The organism is Enterococcus sp. AZ009 (genome assembly GCF_050548785.1).
Lineage (GTDB): Bacteria > Bacillota > Bacilli > Lactobacillales > Enterococcaceae > Enterococcus_D > Enterococcus_D entomosocium.
Genome location: NZ_CP172960.1, coordinates 2,136,599 through 2,162,423 on the forward strand (window position 1 = coordinate 2,136,599; position 25,825 = coordinate 2,162,423).

Below are 25,825 nucleotides of genomic sequence, written 5' to 3' on the forward strand. Positions count from 1 at the left end.
CTGAAACAACTCTATTATATCATGCCGGGCGTATCATTGGAACACCGGCATAAAAAAAGACGTTAGCTCAAAAAATGCCGCTAACGTCGCTATCAGCTTTAGATTGCTTGGCGATTTGCCAATGCTTTTTCAATCGTCCGATCAACTAAAATGGATTGCGCATCCACGACTGGATAAGGATTGTCAGTCACAAATTCATCCATCAAGGATAACTCGGTACATCCAAGTACTACGCTTTCACAGCCGATGCGTTCGGTGACTTCTTCCAGTATCTCAAAGTAAAGTTCTTGATCCAGATGATCATTTTCTTTGATTCGATCATAGATCAATGTATTGACCTTTTTTTGGATCGCTGGCTCTGGGAGATAGACATCAAGTCCCAACTGGCGCAATTCTTTCTCATAGATGCCGGCTTTGACACTGCCTTCTGTCCCAAGAAAGGCCACTTTTCCAGTGACGCCTTTTTCAAAAACGACTTTCGCTGCCTCACGAGGCATATGCAAAATCTCAATCTCAGTAGCCGCTTGCAACTCATCAAAAAAATAATGCGCTGTGTTACAAGTCAACACAATAAAATTTGGCTTTAATAAATTTTGTTTTTCGATGTCGTCCATTAAATAAGGAACAGGGTTTTCTAACGTATTGTCTAAAATATATGCCGTCCGATCCGGTACTGTCGCATGATTGAATAAAACATAGTTCAAGTAATCTTGGTCTTTATGGGTCTGTGTCCGTCGGTTTAAAATGCGGACGAAACTTTCCGTCGCTAACGTTCCCATGCCGCCTAAAATACTAAAAAAATTCTCCATCTTCTAGCCTTCTTTCGTATGGAAATACGTTTTGAATCGTTTGTTGTATAGATGGAACATTCTCTTTAACAGAATCCAACGCTTCAGAGATAAGTCTTCTTTATAAAAGACGGTCGTTCCCCAGCGATTTTCTGCTAATAATTTTTTTGCTCGTTCTTTCGCAGGATTTTCTTTTGCATAAGTCAAGAAGATGTTTTTTGGTACCCCTAGCCATAATTTCGCTTCTGGCGCGTCAGCTTTGCCATAAACCGTTTCTGTATAAGGTTTTTCGAAGACTAAATCTTCAGTGATAAACTTTGCCAAATTCAATCCGCTTAAGGTAATAAAGAAACTGCTTCTTCCTTGACGCAAGTTGATTTCAAATAGTTTATATTGCCCGTCTCGCGCATCATATTTCAAGTCAAAATTGGCAAATCCAACATACTCGATCTCTTTTAAAAACTTACGGATCATTTGATAAATTTGATCATTTTCGTCTGGAATGATCACTACGTAATTCCCAACAGCTCCAGGGGTTGGGTCTTCTAGTAAAGGATGACCTAAGCCCATCACGCGAACTTCGTGATTCTCATCAACATAGGCATTTAAAACCCGCATGTTGCTGTCATCACCGGGAATAAAATCTTGGACGATCATTTCATATTGATAACCCGCTTGATAAATGCGAGAAACGATTTCTTCAAATTCTATTCGATTATCAATAATAAAGGCTTTTTTGCGTCCTTCAAAATCAACTGACAGCCATGCTACACTATTTGCCGGTTTCAATGCCACAGGAAAATCAAAAGGCAGCTCTCCTTTGAACGTTCCTTCCGTCAACAGTTCAGGCGTTAAAATGAAGGTCTTAGGATAAGGCAAGCCATATTCCTCGCAGACTTCGTAAAAGCTTACTTTGTTGATCAACCGTTTTAGTAAAGAATAATCGTTAGCGATAAAGGTATAATAGGGCGCCAATTCTTCTTTATGCTTCGCCAACAGTTCCGCATAACCATCGCCGCAAGGAATCAACAAATATTTCATCGCAGGATCGTTGTAAGTATTTTTTCCTAACTTGATCAACGTTTCAGTGAATCCGGGATCATGGTCAAAACCTTCCACTTGATTGATTTTTACAATTTTACTAAAGCGGGTTGGCGCAAGTTCGGCGCCTGCATAGGCAACTGATTGAATACCATATGCTTCGTGGAACGCTCTGGCCATACCATAAACATTCATATCGCTTCCTAATAATATGGGAAGAAAATTTTCCTGACTCATCAAAAATCACTCTCTCTTTTGAATACGAAAAACGACCTCTCTCGTTTCGTTTAATTACAATAGCATTATAATACCACAAAGAAAAAAGCAATCAAAGTATCTATCTTTGATTGCTTTCTCCCACTTTGAACGGATAGAACTTATAGGCAGTTTATTCAATGCGAATATACGTATACCTATTGCTATTCTAACAAATAAAATTTTGATTTCAAGCCCTTATCATGAAATTTGCAGATATTTCACGCTTCCTTAAACTTTAGTGAAACCTATTGACAGACAAGTGAAAAAGTGAGTGCTTTTTCATCTGCTTAAAGGACTTTTTTCAAATAATGACCGGTGTAGCTGTCTGAAACCGCAGCAATTTCTTCTGGTGTACCAGTTGCAATGATCGTCCCACCGCCTTCGCCACCTTCTGGACCTAGGTCAATCACATGGTCCGCTGATTTGATGACATCCAAGTTGTGTTCGATCACTAAAACGGTGTTGCCAGCGTCGACAAATCGTTCCAAAACTTTCAACAAACGGGCAATATCATCCGTATGCAGACCAGTCGTCGGTTCATCTAAGATATAAAAACTCTTGCCATTGGAATTTTTGTGCAGTTCACTGGCAAGCTTCATCCGTTGCGCTTCCCCACCAGACAAAGTAGTCGCTGGTTGTCCCATAGTGACATAACCTAAACCGACATCGACGATCGTTTGCAATTTTCGATGGATTTTGGGAATATGTTGGAAAAATTCCACTGCATCTTCCACGGTCATATCTAAGATTTCCGAAATATTTTTTCCTTTGTAATGAACTTCTAACGTTTCTGAGTTATAACGTTTGCCATGACAAACCTCACAAGGTACGTAGACATCAGGTAAGAAGTGCATCTCGATCTTGATGATTCCGTCCCCTTTACATGCTTCACAGCGTCCACCTTTTACATTAAAACTAAAGCGGCCTTTTTTATAACCACGGACTTTCGCCTCATTGGTTTTAGCAAATAAATCACGAATGTCATCAAAGACACTGGTATACGTTGCCGGATTGCTTCGAGGTGTCCGACCAATCGGGCTCTGATCGATATCGATCAATTTCTCAATAGCTTCATAACCAGTAATGGTTTTAAAGCGGCCAGGTTTGTTCGAATTCCGATTGATTTTTTGCGCCAAGGCTTTTTTCAAAATTTCATTGACTAATGTTGATTTACCAGAGCCAGAGACCCCTGTAACTGCGACGAACTTTCCTAATGGAAAATCGACCGAAATGTTTTTCAAGTTATTCTCAGAGGCACCGGACACACGAATCTTTTCACCATTGCCTTTGCGGCGTTCCGTCGGTGTTGGGATTTCTCGTTTTCCAGATAAGTATTGACCTGTTAAAGAAGACTCATTGGCAGCGACTTCATCGGGAGTGCCTGCAGCGACGATCTCGCCACCTGCATGTCCTGCACCCGGACCGACATCGATCAAGTAGTCTGCTGCCCGCATCGTGTCTTCGTCATGCTCAACGACAATCAGGGTATTCCCGAGATCACGCATTTTCCGCAATGAATCTAGCAAGCGATCATTGTCTCGTTGGTGAAGACCGATCGATGGCTCATCAAGAATGTAAAGCACCCCAGACAAATTGGAGCCGATTTGTGTTGCCAAGCGAATTCGTTGCGCTTCCCCACCAGAGAGTGTGCCTGACGCACGACTCAAGGTCAAATAGTCCAATCCGACATTTTTTAAGAAGCTTAAACGATCATCGACTTCTTTCACGATCGGACGTGCAATCATTTGCTCTTGTTCCGTTAGTTTCAATTCTTCGACAAAGTTCAAGGCATTGTTGATCGCCATCTCACTCATTTCACCAATATGCTTCCCATTGACTTGCACACACAGCGCTTGAGGGTTCAAGCGATAGCCATGACAGGTTTTACAAGTCAACTCTGTCATATACAAACGCATTTGATCACGGGTAAAATCAGAGTTGGTTTCATGATAACGGCGTTTGATATTTGGTAAGATCCCTTCAAAAGCGACCTCAACATCACGCACCCCACCAAAATCATTCTCATAATGGAAATGGAACATCTCCCCATTCGAACCATTCAAGATAATATCTCTGTGTTCTTCTGGCAATTCTTCAAATGGTGTGTCCATATCGATATTGAATTCTTGACAGGCTTGTTCCAGCATTTGCGGATAATATTGTGAACTGATTGGATTCCATGGCAATAGTGCGCCTTCACGCAACGTTTTGCTTTGATCGGGAATCACTAAGTCGACATCGACTTCTAGCTTCACGCCAAGACCATCACAGTCTGGACAAGCACCAAAAGGCGCGTTGAATGAAAAGAGGCGTGGTTCTAATTCTCCAACCGTAAAACCGCAATAAGGACAAGAATAATGTTCACTGAAGAGCATTTCTTTTTGGCCGATCACATCGACTACCGCATAGCCGTCCGCTAACCGTAATGCCGCTTCAAAAGAATCAAACAGGCGTGAACGTATGCCTTCCTTCACAACAATTCGGTCGATGATGATGGCAATATCGTGCTTTTTATTTTTTTCTAATTCAGGCGCTTCAGAAACATCATAGACTTCACCGTCTACGCGCATCCTTACATAGCCTTCTCTTTGGATACGTTCGAAGACTTTTTTGTGCTGCCCTTTCTTTTGATAAACGATCGGTGCCAACAATTGGATCTTGGTACGTTCTGGTAATACCAAAACTTCATCCACCATTTGCTCAACCGACTGACTTGTGATCTCGATGTGATCATTTGGACAAATCGGGTGACCGATTCTAGCGTAAAGAAGCCGCAGATAATCATTGATCTCAGTAACCGTCCCTACTGTTGATCGCGGGTTCTTGCTGGTGGTTTTTTGATCGATAGAAATCGCTGGACTAAGTCCATCAATGCTATCTACGTCTGGTTTATCCATTTGACCTAAAAACTGACGGGCATACGCCGATAGACTTTCTACATATCGGCGTTGTCCTTCGGCATACAACGTATCAAAAGCTAAGGAGCTTTTCCCTGAACCCGAAAGACCAGTAACAACAACGAGTTGGTCTCTGGGAATCGTCACATCGATATTTTTTAAATTATGGGCCCGTGCCCCATGGATCACGATTTTATCATTTGCCATAGTGTTTCTCCTTCTAATCAGCAGCTTTTAGCTCAAGAATAGTATCTCTTAAGGTAGCAGCCGTTTCAAAATCCAATGCTTTCGCAGCATCTTTCATCTCTTTTTCTAGCTTCAGCAACAAGGTTGCTTTTTCCTCACGACTCAGTTCTTCATAAGAAGTCGTGGTGTATTCACCGGTCTCTTCTGCCACTTTTGTGATCGCGATCAGATCGCGAATTTCTTTAATAATGGTTTTCGGTACGATCCCATGTTCTTCGTTGTAGGCTTCTTGGATACTTCGGCGTCGCGCCGTTTCATCGATCGCTCGCTGCATCGAATCAGTCATTTTATCAGCGTACATGATTACTTTTCCTTCAGAGTTTCGGGCTGCCCGTCCAATGGTTTGGACTAATGAGCGTTCGCTGCGCAGGAAGCCTTCCTTATCGGCATCAAGAATCGCAACCAGAGAAACTTCCGGCACGTCTAACCCTTCTCGCAGTAAGTTGATTCCGACCAGTACATCAAATTCACCGAGGCGCAGGTCTCGAATGATCTCTGTTCGTTCCAATGTTTTGATGTCACTGTGCAAGTATTTGACTTTGATCCCTAATTCTTTGAAGTAATCCGTCAAATCTTCAGACATTTTTTTCGTCAAGGTCGTCACAAAGACCCGTTCATTTCGCTCGACTCGCTCATTGATTTCTCCCACGAGGTCGTCAATTTGACCCATGATCGGTCGTACTTCGATCACCGGATCTAACAGACCAGTTGGTCGAATGATTTGTTGAACGACGGTATCGGTTTGATCGTATTCATAGGGGCCAGGTGTTGCTGACACATAGACGATTTGATTGACATGTTTCTCAAATTCTTCCAAGCGTAACGGACGGTTGTCCAGTGCAGAAGGCAAACGGAAGCCATAATCCACTAACATTTGTTTTCTAGCACGGTCACCATTATACATCCCACGAACTTGGGGCATCGTTACGTGTGATTCATCGATTACTAATAGAAAATCATCTGGGAAGAAATCCAATAACGTATAAGGCGGTTCCCCTTCTTTTCGTCCATCCATGTGGCGAGAGTAGTTTTCGATCCCTGAGGTATACCCCATTTCTCGCATCATTTCAATATCATAGTTGGTTCGCTGCTCTAAACGCTGTGCTTCCAGCAGCTTATTTTCTGCTCGCAAAACTTTCAGTCGTTCATCGAGTTCACTTTGGATTGAAGCGATCGCATGTTCCATATGGTCTTCATTGGTCACAAAGTGGGTTGCCGGAAAGATCGACACATGTTCGGTGTCACTCATGATCTCGCCCGTCAAGGCATCAACTTCACGAATCCGATCGATTTCATCGCCAAAAAACTCAATGCGTAACGCTCGCTCATCACGAGAAGCTGGGAAAATCTCCACAACATCGCCGCGCACGCGAAAACGCCCCCGTTGAAAATCGATGTCGTTTCGTTCAAATTGGATCTCGATCAATTCTTTTAATAGTTGATCCCGAGACTTTTCCATCCCTACTCGTAAAGAAACAACTTGTCTTGCATACTCGATCGGCGAACCTAAACCGAAAATACAAGAGACAGAAGCTACAACGATCACATCGTTTCTCTCTAATAAAGAACTTGTCGCCGAGTGACGGAGCTTATCGATTTCATCGTTGACACTGGAGTCTTTTTCGATGTATGTATCACTGGAAGGAACATACGCTTCTGGTTGATAGTAATCATAGTAACTGACAAAATACTCGACTGCATTATTTGGAAAGAAGTCCTTGAACTCGCCATATAATTGTCCAGCCAATGTTTTATTATGGGCAATGATCAATGTCGGTTTATTGACTTCTTTGATTAGATTAGAAATCGTATAAGTCTTACCGGTCCCAGTGGCTCCCAACAAAATCTGTGCTTTTTTTCCACCGACCACCCCGTCAACCAATTGATGGATCGCTTCTGGTTGATCCCCAGCTGGTTGATATTTTGATACTAAGTCAAATTCATGGGAAGTTGTTCTTTCGATCATCTTCATTCCCCCTCGATTATTCTAAACGACAACAAAAAAAGAAAAACTCGCTGCCGCTTTTCCATAAATAAGTATATCATAGCGAACATACTTTCGCCATCATTTGCTATGAAAGTTTCATGCGATTAAGCATAACTTAACATGTTTGATTTTCTAACATCTAATGTGAGGTTTAAACGATTTTGTCATATTTTTAAAGAGAAAGACTTGTGTGTTGAAGAAAAAATCCATATAATCTATAAATACGTTATATCTAAAGGGGGAATTTTCTTGAAAAGAAAACACATGTCCTTCGCTTTAATCGCGCTGATTATCAGCATTTTTACGCTCTCAGTAAAGTCAGCAAGTGCGGAGGAAACTACGTATAAGATAGGAACAGATTTAACATTTGCTCCTTTCGAATTCCAAAATGAAAATAATGAATACGTTGGGATCGATATAGATTTATTAAATGCGATCGCAGAAGATCAAGGTTTTGCAGTTGATTTACGTCCTTTAGGTTTTGACGCATCCATTCAAGGCGTGCAATCAAATCAGTTAGATGGCATGATCGCTGGGATGAGTATCACAGAGGAACGTAAAGAAACCTTTGATTTCTCAGATCCTTATTTCGATAGTGGGATTCAAATGGCGGTAGCTGCTGACAATGACAGTATTACTAGCTACGAGGATCTTGAAGGCGAAACGGTCGGTGCAAAGGTTGGTACCGAAAGTGCCCGCTTTCTAGAAAGCAATAAAGACCAATATGGCTACGACATCAAATTATATGATGACGCTACTGGACTATATGGCGCTGTACGCAATGGTACTGTGGCAGCCGCTTTTGATGATTATCCAGTGCTTGGCTATGCTATCAACAATGGCGAACCGATGAAACTTGTCGGCGAACCTGAAAAAGGCGCTTCTTACGGATTTGCCGTCAGAAAAGGCCAAAACAAAGAACTACTTGAAAAATTCAATGCTGGTTTAGCCAATATGAAAGCTTCCGGCAAATACGACGAAATCGTCAATACTTACATCACAACGTCTGATACAGATGCAGGCACTAGTGAAATGGTGAAAGTCGAACCAAAGAAAGATGTTTACCGAATTGCCAGTGACTCAGCCTTCGCTCCATTTGAATTCCAAAATGAAGACAATGAGTATGTAGGGATCGATGTTGATTTAATGAACCGGGCGGCAGAATTGCAAGGGTTCAACATCGAATTCAATTTCATCGGTTTTTCCGGAGCTTTGCAAGCGTTGGATGGTAACCAAGCAGATGGGATGATCGCTGGGATGACAATCACTGATGAGCGTCGTCAATCCTACGACTTCTCTGATTCTTACTTTGAAAGTGGTATTCAGATTGCTGTAAAAGAAGGCAATGATTCCATCAAATCCTATGAAGATTTAGATGGAAAAACCGTCGGTGCAAAAGTTGGGACAGAAAGTGCAGACTTCTTGATCGCCAACGAAGAGAAATATGGCTATTCGATCAAATATTATGATGCTGCCGATCAATTATATGCGGCTGTTAACGGCGGACAAATTGATGCCATGATGGATGATTATCCAGTGATTGGTTATGCCATCAGCCAAGGTCAAAAACTAGTGACACCGATTGAAAAAGAATCTGGTGGTCAGTACGGTTTTGCGGTGAAAAAAGGCCAAAATCCTGAACTGATCCAAATGTTCAATGAAGCATTGAAAGAAATGAAACGGACTGGGGAGTACGATCAAATCATCAATAAATACATTGAAGATGGATCTGCCACAGAAAAACGAGTGGATGAATCAACGATCACTGGTTTGATCAGCAACAACTATAACGTCTTATTAAAAGGATTATGGAATACCCTTTTACTAGCATTGATTTCTTTTGCCTTAGCATTAGTGATCGGAATCATTTTTGGACTATTTAGTGTTGCTCCAATCAAAGCATTGCGGGTTTTTGCAGGGATCTATGTTGATATCATTCGTGGTATTCCTATGATGGTATTGGCTTTCTTCATCTTCTTCGGCCTCTCCGATGCGATTGGTATCACGATTCCGGACTTTGCAGCCGGGGTCATTACATTGACCTTAAATGCCAGTGCCTACATCGCTGAGATCGTCCGTGGTGGGATCAACGCGGTGCCAAAAGGTCAGATGGAAGCCTCTCGTAGTTTGGGGATGACCTACACTCGGACAATGCAGAAAATCATTTTACCGCAAGCGATCAAAATCATGATTCCTTCTTTCGTTAACCAATTCGTTATCTCGTTGAAAGATACAACGATCATCTCGGTTATCGGAGTCGTAGAATTATTGCAAACTGGGAAAATCATCGTTGCCCGAACCACACAAAGTACCTATGTCTACTTGATCATCGCGATTATTTATTTAGTCGTGATCACAGCTTTAACGAAACTTGCAAAAGTTTTAGAAAAGAAGGTGAAATAGCATGAAAGAAAAAATCTTAGTTGAAAATCTTGTAAAAAAATACGGCGACAATACCGTATTGAACAATATCAATGTTTCAATCGCTGAAGGAGAAGTCGTTTGTGTGATCGGTCCTTCAGGATCTGGGAAATCGACGTTCTTACGCTGTTTGAACCGCTTAGAAGAACCAACCAGCGGCGATATTATCGTTGACGGCGCACATCTGATGGATAAAAACACCAATATCAATGCTGTTCGTCAACATATCGGCATGGTGTTTCAGCATTTCAATCTCTTCCCTCACTTGTCAGTTTTAGAAAACATCATTCTAGCCCCGATGGATCTAAAAAATGCTTCTCGGCAAGAAGCGGAACAAAACGCGATTCGTTTATTAGAGACGGTAGGTCTGGCTGATAAAAAAGACATGTACCCTGACAATCTATCTGGAGGACAAAAACAACGGGTGGCGATTGCTAGAGCCTTAGCCATGAATCCCGATGTGATGCTGTTCGATGAACCAACCTCCGCACTCGATCCCGAAATGGTTGGGGATGTACTCAATGTTATGAAGGATTTGGCAAAACAAGGAATGACCATGGTAATCGTTACTCATGAGATGGGCTTTGCCAAAGAAGTAGCAAACCGTGTGATGTTTATTGATGGCGGTAATTTCTTGGAAGACGGTACACCTGAGCAAATCTTTTCCAACCCTAAGCACGATCGTACGAAAGATTTCTTAGACAAAGTATTGAATATCTAAAAAAAACCTCTGCAACAGCTCTTTTCTCGGACTGTTGCAGAGGTCTTTTTTTTATTGATTTTTTCGTTTGGTTTCTTCTGAAATCCGCTTTTGATTTTCACCTAAAAAAACTTTTGTATCGATAGGGTTGGCTTTGTTCGCCCCTCCGACGCCAGTATCAACCATCTTTCCCCAACCCTTCAATGGCTCTTTCCCTGCTGCACGAAGTTGCGCATTTTTTAAACGTAACGCTTGTTTTTTCGCTTCTTTTTTCGCTTGATGTTTTGCTTGCCACTGCTTTAAGATGCTCATCTTCATTCCCTCCTCTCCTTGTTATGAATCCTTACATAAATTCTTAGCAACCGGTATGCTGGTTCCTGTTGACCTGGTAAGAGTAAACAGGGTTCACCTTTAAAATAGCAAATTTTTATTGAGTAGTTAAATCTATTATAGCATTTCCTTTTCACCATCGTAAGCTGCAGATACTAATTTTACTAAAACCATGAAAGGACATTTGAAATCAAGTAGCCAGATCAGAAGCAACATGTTACACTTATTAAACAACACTCCCTCCAAACCAAAATAGGTATACAAACATTTTTCTTTTTTATTTTATAGCAAATGACGGGGTTTTCCTAATAAAAAACCAACATTAAAATAACAAAGGAAGGCCAAGAAAATCATTTTGGAGGAACCTATCTTATGAAAACCATCATTTTATTTTTCCCACTAATGATACTCTCCCTCTTTCTCACTGGCTGTACCTTGATTGACGAAATCATGGATGACAACACCAAAAGCAGTTTTTCACCAGAAGCAACGTCGTCTTCTCAATCTTTGTCAGCTGATTCAGAAACCAGAGCTTCTTCTTCCAGAACTGAGAACCATGCATCAGAACCCGCATCAGAAACAACTCCTTCTTCTGATGACGTTGCACAAACTCAGAGCAGTACCGAAACAGCTGCCCCTCAATTTTCGTATTGTGAACAATTGCAGATCGGGCTGCCGCGACGGTGGAATCGAACAGTCAACAAAGACTTGCTCCATCAACTGCAAATAGGAATGTCTTGCGATCAAGTTCTTGAAATCATGGGTGGCCTTCCTTCTTGGCGACTAGCAGTCGTAGGTGTGGAATCCAATGCCTGGATCAATTCCGATGGTGAAGCAATCATTGTCACTCTTATTAACCGAATCGTTTCTGATGTGGCCTGGCATGATCAGTTTTCTGAAACAGAAATTAAGTAATCCATTAAGCGATCTCACGTGACTGATATTGGTAAAACGCAGGATGAAATTCAATCACCACTTTTATCAGAAGTCATCTAAAAAACTTGGGAGTTGAAGGATCAAATGAAACTGAGTCGACTTAGAAAAAAAATCCGGGAGCATAGCAGAAGAAGCCTTTTGCTTTCTTTGGGTATCAGTTGTTTTTTGCTTGGCGCTGCCCTCTTCTACAGCGAAAACCAGCCGGCAGCTGCCTACGAGCAGTTTTTAGAGATCGATTACTTAACTGCTTTACTGGAAGAAAGACCTTCCCCTGAGTCCATCAGCGATCTTGGCCTCGATCTCATCAAACGTAGTGATCGGGTAAACCAAGAGCGCAGTGCCATCAACCGATAGCGGCGCCGCGAAAATGTGATCGTCACAGAAGAGACTAGAAAAGTTTTTTCTCCCGATCAAGGAGCAATGGTTGATGAAGTAAGAAAAGTAACCACTCGCTTACCTGATTCAGCCATTGATTTGTTATCAATGATGGTTGATAGCAGCGCTCTCGAGACAAAAAGAGTGCCTTTAGGTTCACGGGATAAACTGTCCAAAATCAGCTTTGATTTTGACTTTGATGATTCTGGTGATGAAAGATTAGCGAAAATCACATTGGTTGATGTTCCAGAATTTTTCGGTATTGATTTCTCACAATTCGAGAAAGAGGCTGATGTTGAGGAGATCAAAGAGACATTGATCGTACAGTATGGTTTAGATGCTCACATCAGGGACGTTAGCGCCATTCGGAGACTTTTCTTTGTTCATGAAGGATTTGAGTTTTACATTAGTCATACCTACAATCCGAATGGAGTCGGCATCACCGTCCAAGCGGTAGAACCATAAATGAAAAATAGTGAATCCCCCCTCTCTTTGCGGGATTAACAAAAAAAGCGTCCGCGAATACAAACGCAGGCACCTTTTTTCTACTTCTATTTTGTTTAGGCAAAAACGGTCGACCAATTGTCACGTTCATCAAGAAATTCTTGCGCTAATTTTTGCGCACCTTCTAAGGTATGGTTCGCCGCCCAACCGCATTGCACTTCATTGCTGGCAGGTACTTCAGTTGCTTGCAAAACATCCTTCATGGTTTTTTCTAGGACTGTCAAAATCTCTTCATAATCGTCATGATTCAAGACAGTCAGATAGAAGCCGGTTTGGCATCCCATGGGTGACCAATCCACGATATAATCTGCATGATTACGAATCAACTCTGCCGTCAAATGTTCTAAAGAATGCAGACTTGCCATATCCATATGTGCTTGGTTCGGCTGCTTCAAACGAACATCATATTTGATGATGGTATCATTTGTTCCTTGTTTTTTATCGGCAACCCGTACATAAGGTGCTTTGACTTTCGTATGATCCAAATTAAAGCTTTCAACATTCATTTTCATTGTACTTCTCTCCTACTCTTTTTGTGCTTCCACAAGCCAAACATACTCATTGATTTGCTTAAAACGACTGGTAAACCCATGTTGGCGAAAATATCGTTCGATATCCGCAGTAACTGGATAGTACTCCCGTTGCAGATCAGCGGCTAGTCGCTGGTGTCCAGCTTGCCGCGCTTCATCGATTAGCTCCATTTTTCGGGCTAGGGAAAGAAACATCGTATCCCCGAAAAGCACTTTCCCGCCTTTTGGCAGCATCGCCGCATATTTGCCGATTGCCCGTTGTTTTTCGTCCTCCGTAAGATGATGAAAAACATAGGTAGAAACGATCGTATCGATTACATCCGTGATTTCAGGAAAAATCTCCATATCACCATCTACAAAAGTCACTTTAGAAAGACTGGGTTTTGACTTGGCGATCCGCCGCATCTCTGGCGATGGCTCGATTGCCAGCACGTTTTTTCCTTGATCAAGCAGAGCTTGTGTTAGATTTCCAGTGCCACTACCAAATTCTACCACAGACTGCCCTGCTTTTTCAGCTATTTCAGCGAGTAACTGTTCATATTTGAAAAAAACCGCTCGATATTCTTCATCCTTACCTGCAACTGTTTCATCGTACTCAGCTGCCCAGTCAGAAAAAATTGGAATAAACTCTCTCCCCATCACTAGCTACCTGCCTTTTCAAACGCTTGCTCTAAATCTGCCTGCAGATCCTCACCGTCTTCGATGCCCACCGACAACCGAATCAAGCCATCTTTGATCCCAGATTGCTCACGAATTTCTTTAGGGATCGAGGCATGGGTCATCACGGCTGGCACTTCTACCAAGCTTTCCACGCCACCTAAGCTTTCTGCTAAAGTAAAAATCTTTAATGATTCAACAAATTCTGCTGTTTTCGATTCATCGTTTAGTTCAAAAGATATCATACCGCTATACCCAGACATCTGTGATTTGGCGATCTCATGACCTTCATGGTCAATCAATCCTGGATAATAGACCTTTACGACAGCTTGATGTGCTTGTAAGTAGTGGGCAATTTTCATCGCATTGTTTTGATGTGCTTTCATCCGCAAAGCAAGTGTTTTGATGCTTCGTTGGATCAACCAGCTATCATGAGGCCCCAATACACCGCCAATAGCGTTTTGTAAAAAGGCAATTCTTTCGGCGATTAGCGGCTCTTTGGCAACCGCTAATCCAGCTACTACATCACTGTGTCCACCGAGATACTTGGTAGCACTGTGAATCACAATATCTGCGCCTAATTGTAGCGGCTTTTGAAAATATGGCGTCGCAAAGGTATTATCCACGATCGTCAAGAGATCGTGCTGGGCAGCTAGTCTCGCAACCGATTTGATATCCGTGATTTTTAACAGCGGGTTCGTCGGTGTTTCCAGAAAAATCGCTTTGGTCTCCGGAAGAATTGCTGTTTCAATAGCAACTAAATCATCGGTTTTGACAAGTGAATAAGTCAACCCACTTTTTTCTAATACTTGATGAAGCAAACGAAATGTCCCCCCATAAACGTCATCTCCTAAAATGACATGATCTCCTGTCTGAAAAAGCGTGAAGATCGCATGGGTGGCTGCTAATCCAGAGGCAAAAGCAAACCCTTGAGCGCCTTCTTCAAGATCCGCAATCAATTCTTCTAAGGCAAAACGAGTTGGGTTGCCTGAACGACTGTATTCATATTGCTTTGGCTGACCTAGAGCATTTTGCCGATAGGTAGATGTTTGGTAGATTGGCACACTGACTGCACCGGTGAGTTCGTCTTCGCTGATACCGCCGTGAATTACTTTTGTATTAAAATGCATTGTTTGTTCCTCCTATGAATGGTGTGATTGCTGATTCGCCAGCATAAATCTTTTTTGATAGATAGCGGTCGCCACCATCGGGAAAGACTGTGGCGATCGAGCTTCCGGTTGGTAATTCGAGGCTTTCTTTTACTGATGCTGCCATCACGGCTCCACTTGAACTTCCAACAAGCAGACCATAGTTTCTTGCCAAGTAACGAGTAAAGGCAAAGCCTTCGGCATCACTTATCGTATAAATGTTATCAATAAGCAAATCGTCAAAAAATTGTGGAATGAACTCAACACCGATCCCTTCAATCTCGTGGCCATGGGCAGGACCGCCGTTCAAGATTGATCCTTCCGGTTCAACAACAGCAAGACGAGTGCTTGATTTTTGCTTCTTTAAGTACGTCGCGACACCCGCAAAAGTACCACCACTGCCAGCGCCTGCAACAAAGCTGTCAATTTTTCCATGTAATTCCTGATAGATCTCAGGCCCCAATGTTGCTTGATAGGCTGCGGGATTGTTCTGATTATGAAACTGCAATGGCATAAAACTATTCGGCTGTCCTTTTGCTAATTCCTTTGCTTTTTCGATTGCCCCTTGAATGCCAGCTTCCGTTGGTGTATGAACGATAGTTGCGCCTAATGCTTCAATCAATTGCTGCTTTTCAATGCTGAATTTCTCCGGAATAACAAAAATCATTTTTAGTCCATGCTCGATCCCGGCAATAGCTAAGCCAATCCCGGTATTTCCGGCTGTCGGTTCAATTACTGTTGTCTCATGATTGATTGTACGCTCTCGAAATGCCTCATCGATCAAGTACTTTCCTAAGCGGTCCTTAATGCTGCCACCAGGATTTAAATATTCAAGTTTCGCATAGATTTTACTTCCCTTTTTTCCGCCTAAAGCTGCGGCATCAAATTCAAAGAGCGGGGTATGCCCTATCAATTCTTTTACATTTTTAACGATCATCGTTTGACTCCTTATTCAGATTTTTAGGCAAAACTTGTAAGCTTCATATACCTATTTTGGCTTGCAATCATCAGCCGTCGCCATTGAAAGCGGTAAAAAAAAGCAAACAAAAAGGGGTACTGACTATTACATCAGTACCCCAAAAAAATGTCGTCTTATCCGGATAGAAGCGAATCACTAAAAAAATCAGCGATCTGCTGCGACAAAGGAACTAATAATAGGCATGACAAATGGGTATGCTGCTTTTTGCACCATACAACAACAACAGGTAGTTTGTGTGTTGAAGTTCGTCATGTCTTGTTCCCTCCTTTAATTTGCTTGTTATCAAAATAGCACGACTCTTTTTTTTTGTCAAATATTTTTTTTAATCAACAAGTATCGATCAATGAACGTTTATAAAATAACATTAAAGAGGATAATAAGCAGTCACATAGGCATCCACGGCTTTGATCGCGGCTACAACATCTTCTGCGGATACCGTGAACGGCATATTGTGAATCGTCTCCCCTTCGATGGTTGCTTGTTTACCGACTTTCATAAGCTCTGCATCGCTAACATCAGAAAGATGCATTTCAGCTAATGTCGTTGGTAATTCCAACGCCTGATACAACTCAATATATTGGTCAATTTCATCAGGATCCGCGTTTTCCAGCATCAATTGTGTAAGTGTCCCGTAAGCAACTTTCTCCCCATGAGTCAAATCATGGACGTCTCCTTCAAGGGCTGTCAAGCCATTATGGATCGCATGAGCTGCTGCCAAACCAGCACTTTCAAAGCCTAAACCACTTAACAGAGTGTTGGCTTCCACGATTTGTTCAAAAGCTTCGGTAACGACTTGTTTTTTATTTGCTTGATAGGCTTTCAGTGCATTCTCAAAAAGAATCTCTTCGCATTTTTCAGCGATTGCCATGCCGGCAATTGGTTGAATACCACCCACCATATTCTTACTATGGCTTCGGGCAACGGCGCGTGCTTCGACATAGGTTGCTAGTGCATCCGCAATACCCGCTGCAAGTAATTTGGCAGGCGCTTTCGCAATAACGGCTGTATCCACTAAGACAAGTTCAGGGTTTTTGTTGTAAAAACGATATTTTTCAAAGCGACCTTCATCTGTATAAATAACAGAAAGTGCCGAAGTTGGTGCATCAGTAGAAGCGATCGTTGGCAAAACAGCAATCGGTATGTTTAATTCATCCGCAACAGCTTTCCCAGTATCGATGGTTTTCCCGCCACCTAATGCAGCAATTACTTCAATGGATTCGCTTTTGGCTTTAGAGACGATACGATCGATTTCATTTGCAGAAGCTTCTCCACCAAAAATTTCTTTTACCGGACCTAAATCAGCCGCTTTGAGATTTTCAAATAAATCTTCCCCGGCAATTTTCCAAACTGTTTCATCGGTCAAAAGCAGCACTTTCTTTCCTAGATCTTTAATGTGAGATAAACCATCCTTCAATACTCCTTTTCCTTGAACGTATCGTGACGGACTCGCAAATATTCTTTCCATTGTATCTCCTCCTTCAATTGGTCTACTTTTATTGTGACACACTAAGCAAGCGATTTCAAAGGAAAAGAAAAAAAGATGGCCAAGAAGATTCGATTCTCGCACATACTGCACATTTATAGCCATACAAACACTCATGCCCTTATAAAACTGATGGTTTTATAAGGGCATGAATTGGATTATTTACTTGTTATTTCTTTTTCCCACCAAAAGCATCTTTCATTTTATCAAAAAACCCTTCTGGTTGTTGTTCGGTGGTTTCATGACCACTAGCTTTTGCATAAGCCCGCAATGCTTCTTTTTGTTCCTCATTTAAGTTCTTAGGTGTGATCAGCTTCACTTTGACTTGTTGATCGCCATTGCCGCCTCCCCGTAAGCGAGGTGCTCCTTTACCGCGTAAGCGGAAGTTCGTACCTGTTTGGGTCCCAGCTGGGATTTTTAACTTCACATTCCCGTGAACGGTTGGCACATTGACCTCATCTCCTAAAGCTGCTTGGACAAAGTTCAACGGCAACTCGTAATAAATCTCTGAACCGTCACGATCAAAAATATCACTTTCTTCCACACGGAAAACAACGTATAGGTCCCCATAAGGACCACCATTGGTTCCAGCTTCCCCTTGGCCAGATAAACGCATTTGTTGTCCATCTTCGACACCTGCAGGCACGTTGACTTTTACATTATGTTTTTTCTTTTCATGGCCAGTACCATGACAGGTTGTACATGGTTCTTTGATTTCTTTCCCAGTTCCATGACAAACATCACAGGTTTGACGGCTCATTACACGACCAAGCGGTGTTTGACGTTCAACATTGATAGTACCTGCACCATGACATTTATGACAGGTTTCTGGTGAAGTACCTGGTTTTGCCCCGTTCCCGCCGCAGGTATGACAGGTTTCTTCACGATTGTATTGAACAGTTTTTTCCACTCCGAAAATCGCTTCTTCAAAGGAAAGATCAACCGCATATTGCAAGTCTGCTCCTTGTCGAGGTGCATTAGGATTGGCTGCTCTGCCGCCTCCACCACCAAAAAACGATTCGAAAATGTCTTCAAATCCACCAAAACCGCCACCGGAGAATCCGCCACTGTTAAAGCCGCCGAATCCACCGCCATAACCGCCTCCGTAGTTCGGATCGGTACCAGCATGACCATACTGGTCATAAGCAGCTCTTTTTTGGGAATCACTTAATATTTCATAGGCCTCAGAAATCTCTTTAAACTTTGCTTCTGCATCAGGTTCTTTATTGATGTCTGGATGATATTGTTTTGAAAGCTTACGATAAGCTTTTTTGATTTCGTCATCCGAAGCCCCTTTTTGTAGACCTAAGACCTCATAATAATCTCTTTTGTCTGCCATTGGCTTCCCTCCACTCTATTCTTGCGTCTCTCGTATTTTAGCATATAATTCGCTCTAGAAAAATACGTTTCGCAAATTCATAAGAAAAAGCCAAAGCGGTGACTTTGGCTTTTTCACAAACAGCGATTATTTATCGTCACCGTCTACTTCTTCAAAGTCGGCGTCAACCACATCGTCTGCGCCGCCTTGTGCAGCTTCTGGATTTTCTTGTGCTTGTTGTTGTGCTGCTTGTTCGTATAATTTAACGGTTAAGTTTTGTACGATTTCATTCAAAGCATCACGTTTCGTTTTCATTTCTTCTAAGTTGTTTGCTTCAACCGCAGCTTTCAACTCATCACGAGCTTCTTCCGCTTTTTTGACTTCGTCTGCATCCACTTTGCCTTCAAGCTCTTTCAATGTTTTATCAACAGTGAACAACAATGCATCGACGTCATTGCGTAGATCAACTTCTTCTTTGCGCTGTTTGTCGGCTTCAGCATTTGCTTCAGCATCTTTTACCATGCGTTCGATTTCTTCATCTGATAAACCTGAAGATGATTTGATCGTGATTTTTTGTTCTTTTTGTGTACCTAAATCTTTTGCAGAAACATTAACGATCCCATTTTTATCGATATCAAATGTTACTTCGATTTGAGGGATGCCACGAGGTGCTGGTGGAATATCCGTCAATTGGAATCTTCCTAATGTTTTGTTATCAGCAGCCATTGGACGTTCCCCTTGCAAGACATGGATATCAACGGCTGGTTGATTGTCTGCTGCAGTTGAGAAGACTTGTGATTTACTTGTAGGGATCGTTGTGTTACGATCGATCAGTTTTGTGAAGACAGCACCCATCGTTTCGATACCTAATGATAATGGTGTAACGTCTAGTAAGACAACATCTTTCACATCCCCAGTGATCACGCCACCTTGGATCGCAGCCCCCATCGCTACCACTTCATCTGGGTTTACTGATTTGTTTGGTTCTTTATTGGTTTCTTTACGTACAGCATCAACTACTGCCGGAATACGAGTTGAACCACCAACTAAGATCACTTCGTCGATTTCTGATTGTGATAGACCAGCATCTTTCAAAGCTTGACGTACTGGAATTTTTGTACGTTCTACTAAGTCTGCTGTTAATTCATCAAATTTCGCACGAGTCAAGGTCATTTCCAAGTGCAATGGACCAGCATCGCCAGCTGTGATAAACGGTAAGCTGATTTGTGTACTTGTTACACCTGACAAGTCTTTTTTCGCTTTTTCAGCAGCATCTTTCAAACGTTGCAAAGCCATTTTGTCTTTTCCAAGATCAATGCCGTTTTCTTTTTTGAATTCTGCTACCATGTGATCGATGATTTTGTTATCAAAGTCATCCCCACCTAGGTTGTTGTCCCCAGCAGTTGATAATACGTCAAAGACGCCATCACCTAATTCAAGGATCGATACGTCGAAAGTACCGCCACCTAAGTCAAAGACCAAGATTTTTTCATCTTTATCTGTTTTATCTAACCCATAAGCTAAAGCTGCGGCAGTTGGTTCATTGACGATCCGTTCTACTTCAAGACCGGCAATTTTACCAGCATCTTTGGTTGCTTGACGTTGTGCATCGTTGAAGTATGCAGGAACAGTGATGACTGCTTTTTCAACTTTTTCCCCTAAATAGTCTTCAGCAAATCCTTTGATGTATTGAAGAACCATTGCGGAAACTTCTTGTGGTGTATACGATTTGCCTTCAACTTCTACTTTGTATCCAGCTTCACCCATATGGCGTTTAATAGAAGAAATCGTATTAGGATTTGTCACTGCTTGGCGTTTTGCAACTTCCCCTACTTGGATCTCACCATTTTTGAATGAGACAACAGAAGGTGTGGTACGGTTTCCTTCTGGATTCGTAATGATTTTTGCTTCGCCGCCTTCAAGGACAGCAACAGCTGAGTTTGTTGTTCCTAAGTCGATACCGATAATTTTACTCATAAGTAATACACTCCCTTTTTTAATTTAAACATCTACTTATAGATAGAAAGAACTATTGTGCAACGATGACCATGCTTGCACGCAAGACACGATCATGCAATTTATACCCTTTTTGCAAGACAGTAACGATTGTGTCTGCCGGTGTTTCATCAGAGGCAGGTACAGTCTGCACCGCTTGATGCAAGTTCGGATCGAACATTGCACCTTCAGCAGGAATCTCTTCGATTCCCTCTTCTTTTAAGGCTTGACGCAGACTTTCAAGAACCATTTCAACGCCTTTTTTCAAATTCGCCGCTTGGTCTTGATCGACATCTGCTGCCATCGCTCGTTCCAAATTGTCGATTGCTGGCAACAGTTTTTTGCCAAGATCTTGCGAGCGGTATTTTTGTAAAAGTTCCCGCTCGTTGCGGTTACGTGAAGTGATATTTGCGATCTCTGCACGAGCACGCAGGAATTGATCTTCCAATTCATTATTCTTTTCTTGCAAAAGTTCCAATTCGCTTTTTTCCACTGCTTCTTCCTCTGGTTGAGGAGTCTGTGCTTCAGTTTCAGTTGATTCATTTGAAGATTCAGTTGTTTCTGCGGTTTCTTCAGCAGAATTATCTAATTCTTCATCTAAACGCTCTTCTTTTTCCGTCACGTTTCAACCATCCCTTCTACGATTTGTTTCATTGCCGCTTATTCATTGGCAGCGTCTAATGCGCGATAATAATCGGCCAATTTTTTTGCTAACTCGCCTCGAAAAACTTCCATCAAACCAAACATCCGTGAATACGGCATACTTGATGGACCTAATAAAGCGATCGTTCCTTGTCCATGACCTTCGATTTCATAGCTAGCTTGGATCAAACTCATATTTTGTAACAAGTCATTACCAAGCTCAGAGCCGATTCTGATTTGAATCGCAGAATCTCTTGGCGCCAGCAGCTGTGTCAGCTGATCTGCATTTTTCATAAATGAATACATCGATTTGAACTGACTAACATCTTGCGTCGGTTCAAAATCCAGAAGATTCATTCGCCCGCCGACGAAGATTTTTTCTTCAAAAATGTGGCTCAGCATCGTATCAAAGAGATCAACGATTCCGTCAGTCGTTTGAAAATACTTATGCAGAATCATAGGAATCTCTGTTCTTAAACGATGGTAGACCGTCATTAGAGGCTCACCGATCAATTTGTCGTTGATGATCCTTACCATTTTTTCCAAATCTTCGCTGCTCATCGATTCAGGAAGAGTAAAGACTTGATTTTCGACATTCCCTTTATCCGTCACGATGATCGCGATGATCTGTCGTGCATTCAATGGGACGATTCGAAAACCGGTCAATTTCCTTTCCTTCATATCTGGCCCGAGAGACAACGCTGTATAGCTAGTCAAGTTGGACAAGATCGTGGCAGACTGCTGGATGATTTCATTGATTTCATGAAAATCTTTTCCAAAAGAATGACGAATGGTTTGAATTTCGTTTTGGTCAACTTCCGATGGCTTCAATAAGTGATCAACGTAATAGCGATACCCTTTTATTGACGGCACACGCCCTGAAGATGAATGTGTCTTTAACAGAAGTCCAGCTTCTTCCAGCGCCTTCATCTCATTACGAATGGTGGCAGAGCTAGCTTCAACCCCATCTTCCATCAATCGCTTCGAGCCCGTGGGCTGACCAGTATTCGTATAATTTTGGATGATGAGGTGTAAAATCATTTGTTGTCTAGGTGTCAACATTTTATCCACTCCTCCGTTAGCACTCATTCCTATTAAGTGCTAACACGATTATAAATATACCATATTTGCTAGGAATGTCAAGTATTTGCATCACTTTTTTAGCACTCTTTCTAAGAGAGTGCTAAAAAAGAAATCAAAAAAAGAAGCAGCACGAAATGGCTACTTCTCTTACTCGTTCTTTCTTATTTTTCTCCATCCAAGAGAAATGCTTCAAACACTTCGTTGCCAATAAACATCCCAGCTTTCGTTAAAAAGACACGGTCACCTTGACTAGCCAACCAGCCTTTTTGAATCAACTGTTCGCTCGTTGAACCATAGATTTCCTGAAAAGACTTCCCGAATTTTTCTGCAAACTGTATTTTTGAAATGCCGACCTTTTTACGAAGGCCTAAAAACAGTTCCTCTTCCATTTGATTGCTGGTTGTCAATTCTTCGATTTCGTGGATTGGCAACTGATTTTCCTGTAATGGTTTCAAATAATGCTGGATTGGACCTTTGTTCTTATAGCGAGTCTGTCCAAGATACCCGCTGGCGCCTGCCCCAAAGCCAAAATAATGTTCATTGTTCCAATACACTAGATTATGTAAGGACTCATACCCTGGTCGTGCAAAATTACTGATTTCATATTGGTTCAATCCAGCTTTTGTCATCGCGGCGATCGCCTCATCAAACATCTGCGTTTCAGCTTCTTGAGAAGGCAGTGCCATTCTCCCTTGGCGAACCCAGTTCATAAACATGGTTTTGTTTTCTAAAATCAAAGAATACATCGCATAGTGAGGCAACCCGAGATCAATCGCTCGCGTCAGTGTATCACGGAAGCTTTCTATGCTTTGTCCCGGAAGTGCATAAATCAAATCGATCGTCACATTCTGAAAATCATGTTTTTCCAGCAGCTGAATAGTTGAATAAACATCTTCAGCGGTATGCTTGCGGCCAATTTTTTTAAGCAAGCGATTGTCAAAGGTCTGGACCCCCATCGACAAGCGATTGACTTGATGATTTTTCAAAACCAGCATTTTTTCTTCACTCAAATCACCAGGATTTGCTTCCACTGTAAACTCTTTGGTTGTGTGTGTTGGCAGCAATTCATGCACACCTGAAAGCAATCGATCCAGTTGGTTCGCCGAAAGCGACGTTGGCGTCCCGCCGCCGATATAAATCGTTTTCGCCTCATTGAGAGGCTGACGCAAGAGGGTCAGCTCAATTTCTTTTAGTAACGCTTCGATGTACTCATCCACTGGCTGCCCTTCTAAAAACACTTTGTTGAAGTCACAGTAGTAGCAGATATGTTCACAGAAAGGTATATGTATATACGCAGAAATATTTTGCGCGCTTTTTGTAGATGGATCGTTTATTGTTTGACCTTCAGGCATTCCTAAGTAATTCTCCTCTACCTTCTTTTTTGCTCCCACCGCTGAGAGCACCGGCACTCATTGTAGCATAGTTCTTAGAATTCTCCTATCACTTGGACTATTTTTAAGCAAGAAAAAACACCACTTCCAAGAAGTGATGTCTTTAAATATTCATAGAAAAAATAAAGAGCACTACTCTTATTAAGTACGGTAAAATACCGCTTTTGTTCTTATCCCGCCCAGAAAAAAATCTGTTTGTTACAAGAACTAACACTTCCCCCAAACTGTTAGCGCCACAATAGATAAGCTGTTGTTGACGGCTTACTTAACAAGAGCAGGACTCTTATTCATGAAAGACAATTGCTTGTCTTATCTGACTTAAGTATACCTTTTTAAAAAAATTAAGTCCTATCATCTTTTTCACCAGTCTATGAAAACGATGAGAATCTTCACCTTGGTAACAGTTATAAAATGTGCAGCAAAATATCGATCAGATAGCGGATCAACCGATACGCAATAAATAAGAAGAAAATATTTCCCAGCAAGAATTGAAAGACATTGCCAATCGATCCCTTAAAGGAGCGAAAACTGAAATAACGCGACCAACGATTGAACCCGTTTTGGCGGTTTCGTTTCAAACGATACGCTTCATCATACTTCATCTCCAAGAGGTCATAATAAAAAATCATCAAGGGTTGTTGCACAAAGAAAACTTTTTTATAGCCTGCCATCAACGTGTACTGCTTATTATTGGAAGGAAAGTTGCGATTGCCGTTTTTCTTCACGCGCATCGTTGTTCCATCATTCATTTGGAACGCATAATGATCCTCAAATTCTGTCAGTTGATGAATTTGCGGCACCTGATTTTCTTCTTCGAAAGCAAGTACGACCTCACTCGCTCGCTGATAAAGTGAAACCAACCACGCCATTATGCCTAGCAATATAACTAGCAAAATGATATTTAAAAGCAAACTTTCTTGTAACAAAAGTAAATAACCTAAGATAATCAAAATCGCCACACCAAGGGCAATCATTCTTCTACGGAAATAACTGCGATACATCAATTCAAAAGAGCGCCGATAATAGGCAAAATCTTCTTTAACAAAATCCATTTTTTCCACATCTTTCTGTGTTTAGGTTGCTGATAATGTATCAAAGATCCTTTTGAAAGTCAATTTCCCTCAAAAGTTTCAGCGTCTGATTTGTTTCAAACAAGAAAACGTTTTATAATGGAAGATGTAACAAAAAAAAGCGATGAAAGTAGGTTGAGATACGTGATATTACAAGAAACATTTACCTTGCAGAACAAACTGGCAATTCCTAAGATTGGCCTTGGAACCTGGCAATCTTCTCCAGAAGATGCTTACAACGCAACAAAATTTGCCATTCAAAATGGTTATCGACATGTCGATACAGCGGCAGCTTACAAAAACGAAGAAGCGGTTGGGAAAGCTGTGCGCGATTCAGGCGTTGCCCGCGATGAAATTTTTGTTACCACGAAAGTACCTGCTGAGTTAAAGACCTACCAAGAAGCGGTTGATAGCATTGATGCTTCTCTAAAAAAACTTGACTTAGGGTATATCGATTTGATTTTGATCCATGCCCCTCGTCCTTGGAAAATCATGGGAAACAATCCAGAAAACAAAGATTTTTATCTTGAAAACATCGATGTTTGGAAAGCATTAGAAGAAGCCTACTTAAGTGGAAAAGTAAAATCGATTGGTGTTTCCAACTTCGATCAAAAAGATTTGCAAAATATTTTTGATCATTGCGATGTGAAACCGATGGTCAACCAGTTTATTTACCATATTGGCCGCACAAATGAAGAACTATTGACATTTTGCAAAGCGCACGAAATTTTAGTGGAAGGCTATTCACCAATCGCTACTGGTCGTTTACTCGATAACGATGCAGTGAAGACGATTGCTGAAGCCTATGGAAAATCTATTCCACAACTTTCAATTCGTTACTTGCTACAAAAAGACATTCTGCCATTGCCAAAATCCGTTCATGAAGAATACATTGCTGACAATGCCAAAGTTGACTTTGAAATTTCTGAAGAAGACATGAAGAAATTGGATGAGTTGCAAGCTTAAGAATACTTGCGTTTAATTGAAAAAAGCAGTCCGATCAAGTCCAGTAAATGCTGGTCATGGATCGGGCTGCTTATTTTCTT

The 25,825-nt window shown here is 41.6% G+C and carries 22 protein-coding genes; 6 read left to right on the forward strand and 16 right to left on the reverse strand.

Annotation, left to right across the window (positions count from 1 at the left end):
• Positions 1–98: 98 nt before the first annotated feature.
• From IGJ74_RS10295 to uvrB, 4 genes are all read right to left on the reverse strand, one after another.
• Positions 99–809: an amino acid racemase gene (locus tag IGJ74_RS10295; protein ID WP_005235674.1), complete on the reverse strand. Its 711-nt coding sequence runs from the start codon at positions 807–809 to the stop codon at positions 99–101.
• Positions 810–812: 3 nt separating this feature from the next.
• Positions 813–2,066 (reverse strand): hypothetical protein, encoded by a 1,254-nt coding sequence (locus IGJ74_RS10300; RefSeq protein ID WP_016611874.1) that lies wholly within the window; start codon positions 2,064–2,066, stop codon positions 813–815.
• A gap of 308 nt (positions 2,067–2,374) precedes the next feature.
• Positions 2,375–5,191, reverse strand: a complete 2,817-nt coding sequence (gene uvrA, locus IGJ74_RS10305) for an excinuclease ABC subunit UvrA (RefSeq protein ID WP_016611875.1) — start codon at positions 5,189–5,191, stop codon at positions 2,375–2,377.
• Positions 5,192–5,204: 13 nt separating this feature from the next.
• Positions 5,205–7,196 carry an excinuclease ABC subunit UvrB gene (gene uvrB, locus IGJ74_RS10310; RefSeq protein WP_008382187.1) on the reverse strand — a complete coding sequence of 664 codons (1,992 nt, stop codon included), beginning with the start codon at positions 7,194–7,196 and terminating at the stop codon, positions 5,205–5,207.
• A 270-nt stretch (positions 7,197–7,466) separates the two neighbouring features.
• On the opposite strand from uvrB, the gene IGJ74_RS10315 reads away from it, so the two are divergent.
• Both IGJ74_RS10315 and IGJ74_RS10320 read left to right on the forward strand, forming a co-directional pair.
• On the forward strand, positions 7,467–9,620 hold the full coding sequence (locus tag IGJ74_RS10315; protein ID WP_034872683.1) for an amino acid ABC transporter substrate-binding protein/permease: 2,154 nt from the start codon (positions 7,467–7,469) through the stop codon (positions 9,618–9,620).
• A gap of 1 nt (position 9,621) precedes the next feature.
• Positions 9,622–10,359 (forward strand): amino acid ABC transporter ATP-binding protein, encoded by a 738-nt coding sequence (locus IGJ74_RS10320; RefSeq protein WP_005235668.1) that lies wholly within the window; start codon positions 9,622–9,624, stop codon positions 10,357–10,359.
• Positions 10,360–10,410: 51 nt separating this feature from the next.
• Here IGJ74_RS10320 and IGJ74_RS10325 read toward each other — a convergent pair whose 3' ends face one another.
• Positions 10,411–10,650, reverse strand: coding sequence for a hypothetical protein (locus tag IGJ74_RS10325; RefSeq protein ID WP_008382185.1), 240 nt, complete (start codon positions 10,648–10,650; stop codon positions 10,411–10,413).
• 390 nt (positions 10,651–11,040) lie between these two features.
• Between IGJ74_RS10325 and IGJ74_RS10330 the strand changes: the two genes are divergently transcribed.
• The 3 genes from IGJ74_RS10330 to IGJ74_RS10340 all read left to right on the forward strand — a co-directional run bounded on the left by IGJ74_RS10330 (position 11,041) and on the right by IGJ74_RS10340 (position 12,444).
• Complete coding sequence (locus tag IGJ74_RS10330; protein ID WP_087664084.1) at positions 11,041–11,583, forward strand: hypothetical protein; 543 nt, start codon at positions 11,041–11,043, stop codon at positions 11,581–11,583.
• A 159-nt stretch (positions 11,584–11,742) separates the two neighbouring features.
• Positions 11,743–11,958, forward strand: a complete 216-nt coding sequence (locus IGJ74_RS10335) for a hypothetical protein (protein ID WP_242691939.1) — start codon at positions 11,743–11,745, stop codon at positions 11,956–11,958.
• 66 nt (positions 11,959–12,024) lie between these two features.
• The gene (locus tag IGJ74_RS10340; RefSeq protein WP_242691938.1) at positions 12,025–12,444 is read left to right on the forward strand and encodes a hypothetical protein; all 420 of its coding nucleotides are present in this window, start codon (positions 12,025–12,027) and stop codon (positions 12,442–12,444) included.
• Between the two features lie 95 nt (positions 12,445–12,539).
• Here IGJ74_RS10340 and IGJ74_RS10345 read toward each other — a convergent pair whose 3' ends face one another.
• The 11 genes from IGJ74_RS10345 to IGJ74_RS10395 all read right to left on the reverse strand — a co-directional run bounded on the left by IGJ74_RS10345 (position 12,540) and on the right by IGJ74_RS10395 (position 24,761).
• Positions 12,540–12,995, reverse strand: a complete 456-nt coding sequence (locus IGJ74_RS10345) for an S-ribosylhomocysteine lyase (RefSeq protein WP_008382180.1) — start codon at positions 12,993–12,995, stop codon at positions 12,540–12,542.
• Between the two features lie 12 nt (positions 12,996–13,007).
• Positions 13,008–13,652: a class I SAM-dependent methyltransferase gene (locus IGJ74_RS10350; RefSeq protein ID WP_218193077.1), complete on the reverse strand. Its 645-nt coding sequence runs from the start codon at positions 13,650–13,652 to the stop codon at positions 13,008–13,010.
• 2 nt (positions 13,653–13,654) lie between these two features.
• Positions 13,655–14,800, reverse strand: a complete 1,146-nt coding sequence (locus IGJ74_RS10355) for a cystathionine gamma-synthase (protein ID WP_016611882.1) — start codon at positions 14,798–14,800, stop codon at positions 13,655–13,657.
• Positions 14,790–15,755: a PLP-dependent cysteine synthase family protein gene (locus IGJ74_RS10360; RefSeq protein WP_016611883.1), complete on the reverse strand. Its 966-nt coding sequence runs from the start codon at positions 15,753–15,755 to the stop codon at positions 14,790–14,792. The genes IGJ74_RS10355 and IGJ74_RS10360 overlap by 11 nt, the downstream gene beginning before the upstream one ends.
• A 406-nt stretch (positions 15,756–16,161) precedes the next feature.
• Entirely contained in the window at positions 16,162–17,262 is a 1,101-nt protein-coding gene (locus tag IGJ74_RS10365; RefSeq protein WP_087664081.1) for a glycerol dehydrogenase, read from the reverse strand.
• 187 nt (positions 17,263–17,449) lie between these two features.
• The gene (gene dnaJ, locus IGJ74_RS10370) at positions 17,450–18,619 is read right to left on the reverse strand and encodes a molecular chaperone DnaJ (RefSeq protein ID WP_005235650.1); all 1,170 of its coding nucleotides are present in this window, start codon (positions 18,617–18,619) and stop codon (positions 17,450–17,452) included.
• Positions 18,620–18,745: 126 nt separating this feature from the next.
• Positions 18,746–20,575 (reverse strand): molecular chaperone DnaK, encoded by a 1,830-nt coding sequence (gene dnaK / locus IGJ74_RS10375; RefSeq protein ID WP_005235649.1) that lies wholly within the window; start codon positions 20,573–20,575, stop codon positions 18,746–18,748.
• 52 nt (positions 20,576–20,627) lie between these two features.
• The gene (grpE, locus tag IGJ74_RS10380) at positions 20,628–21,215 is read right to left on the reverse strand and encodes a nucleotide exchange factor GrpE (RefSeq protein WP_218193078.1); all 588 of its coding nucleotides are present in this window, start codon (positions 21,213–21,215) and stop codon (positions 20,628–20,630) included.
• A gap of 38 nt (positions 21,216–21,253) precedes the next feature.
• A complete protein-coding gene (hrcA, locus tag IGJ74_RS10385) occupies positions 21,254–22,297 on the reverse strand; it encodes a heat-inducible transcriptional repressor HrcA (RefSeq protein ID WP_005225934.1) in 1,044 nt (347 codons plus the stop codon).
• A gap of 182 nt (positions 22,298–22,479) precedes the next feature.
• On the reverse strand, positions 22,480–23,670 hold the full coding sequence (gene hemW / locus IGJ74_RS10390) for a radical SAM family heme chaperone HemW (protein WP_008378119.1): 1,191 nt from the start codon (positions 23,668–23,670) through the stop codon (positions 22,480–22,482).
• 443 nt (positions 23,671–24,113) lie between these two features.
• Positions 24,114–24,761: a hypothetical protein gene (locus IGJ74_RS10395; RefSeq protein ID WP_005235640.1), complete on the reverse strand. Its 648-nt coding sequence runs from the start codon at positions 24,759–24,761 to the stop codon at positions 24,114–24,116.
• Positions 24,762–24,878: 117 nt separating this feature from the next.
• On the opposite strand from IGJ74_RS10395, the gene IGJ74_RS10400 reads away from it, so the two are divergent.
• On the forward strand, positions 24,879–25,745 hold the full coding sequence (locus IGJ74_RS10400) for an aldo/keto reductase (RefSeq protein WP_005235638.1): 867 nt from the start codon (positions 24,879–24,881) through the stop codon (positions 25,743–25,745).
• Positions 25,746–25,825 lie beyond the last annotated feature (80 nt).

Coding starts and splice junctions, on each gene's coding strand:
- IGJ74_RS10395 (WP_005235640.1), bottom strand. CDS start 24,761: ATGGATTTTGTTAAAGAAGATTTTGCCTATTATCGGCGCTCTTTTGAA.
- IGJ74_RS10365 (WP_087664081.1), bottom strand. CDS start 17,262: ATGGAAAGAATATTTGCGAGTCCGTCACGATACGTTCAAGGAAAAGGA.
- uvrB (WP_008382187.1), bottom strand. CDS start 7,196: ATGATCGAAAGAACAACTTCCCATGAATTTGACTTAGTATCAAAATAT.
- IGJ74_RS10320 (WP_005235668.1), top strand. CDS start 9,622: ATGAAAGAAAAAATCTTAGTTGAAAATCTTGTAAAAAAATACGGCGAC.
- IGJ74_RS10355 (WP_016611882.1), bottom strand. CDS start 14,800: ATGCATTTTAATACAAAAGTAATTCACGGCGGTATCAGCGAAGACGAA.
- IGJ74_RS10295 (WP_005235674.1), bottom strand. CDS start 809: ATGGAGAATTTTTTTAGTATTTTAGGCGGCATGGGAACGTTAGCGACG.
- IGJ74_RS10340 (WP_242691938.1), top strand. CDS start 12,025: ATGGTTGATGAAGTAAGAAAAGTAACCACTCGCTTACCTGATTCAGCC.
- IGJ74_RS10300 (WP_016611874.1), bottom strand. CDS start 2,066: ATGAGTCAGGAAAATTTTCTTCCCATATTATTAGGAAGCGATATGAAT.
- dnaK (WP_005235649.1), bottom strand. CDS start 20,575: ATGAGTAAAATTATCGGTATCGACTTAGGAACAACAAACTCAGCTGTT.
- IGJ74_RS10360 (WP_016611883.1), bottom strand. CDS start 15,755: ATGATCGTTAAAAATGTAAAAGAATTGATAGGGCATACCCCGCTCTTT.
- hrcA (WP_005225934.1), bottom strand. CDS start 22,297: ATGTTGACACCTAGACAACAAATGATTTTACACCTCATCATCCAAAAT.
- uvrA (WP_016611875.1), bottom strand. CDS start 5,191: ATGGCAAATGATAAAATCGTGATCCATGGGGCACGGGCCCATAATTTA.
- IGJ74_RS10330 (WP_087664084.1), top strand. CDS start 11,041: ATGAAAACCATCATTTTATTTTTCCCACTAATGATACTCTCCCTCTTT.
- hemW (WP_008378119.1), bottom strand. CDS start 23,670: ATGCCTGAAGGTCAAACAATAAACGATCCATCTACAAAAAGCGCGCAA.
- IGJ74_RS10400 (WP_005235638.1), top strand. CDS start 24,879: ATGGAAGATGTAACAAAAAAAAGCGATGAAAGTAGGTTGAGATACGTG.
- IGJ74_RS10350 (WP_218193077.1), bottom strand. CDS start 13,652: ATGGGGAGAGAGTTTATTCCAATTTTTTCTGACTGGGCAGCTGAGTAC.
- dnaJ (WP_005235650.1), bottom strand. CDS start 18,619: ATGGCAGACAAAAGAGATTATTATGAGGTCTTAGGTCTACAAAAAGGG.
- IGJ74_RS10345 (WP_008382180.1), bottom strand. CDS start 12,995: ATGAAAATGAATGTTGAAAGCTTTAATTTGGATCATACGAAAGTCAAA.
- IGJ74_RS10325 (WP_008382185.1), bottom strand. CDS start 10,650: ATGAGCATCTTAAAGCAGTGGCAAGCAAAACATCAAGCGAAAAAAGAA.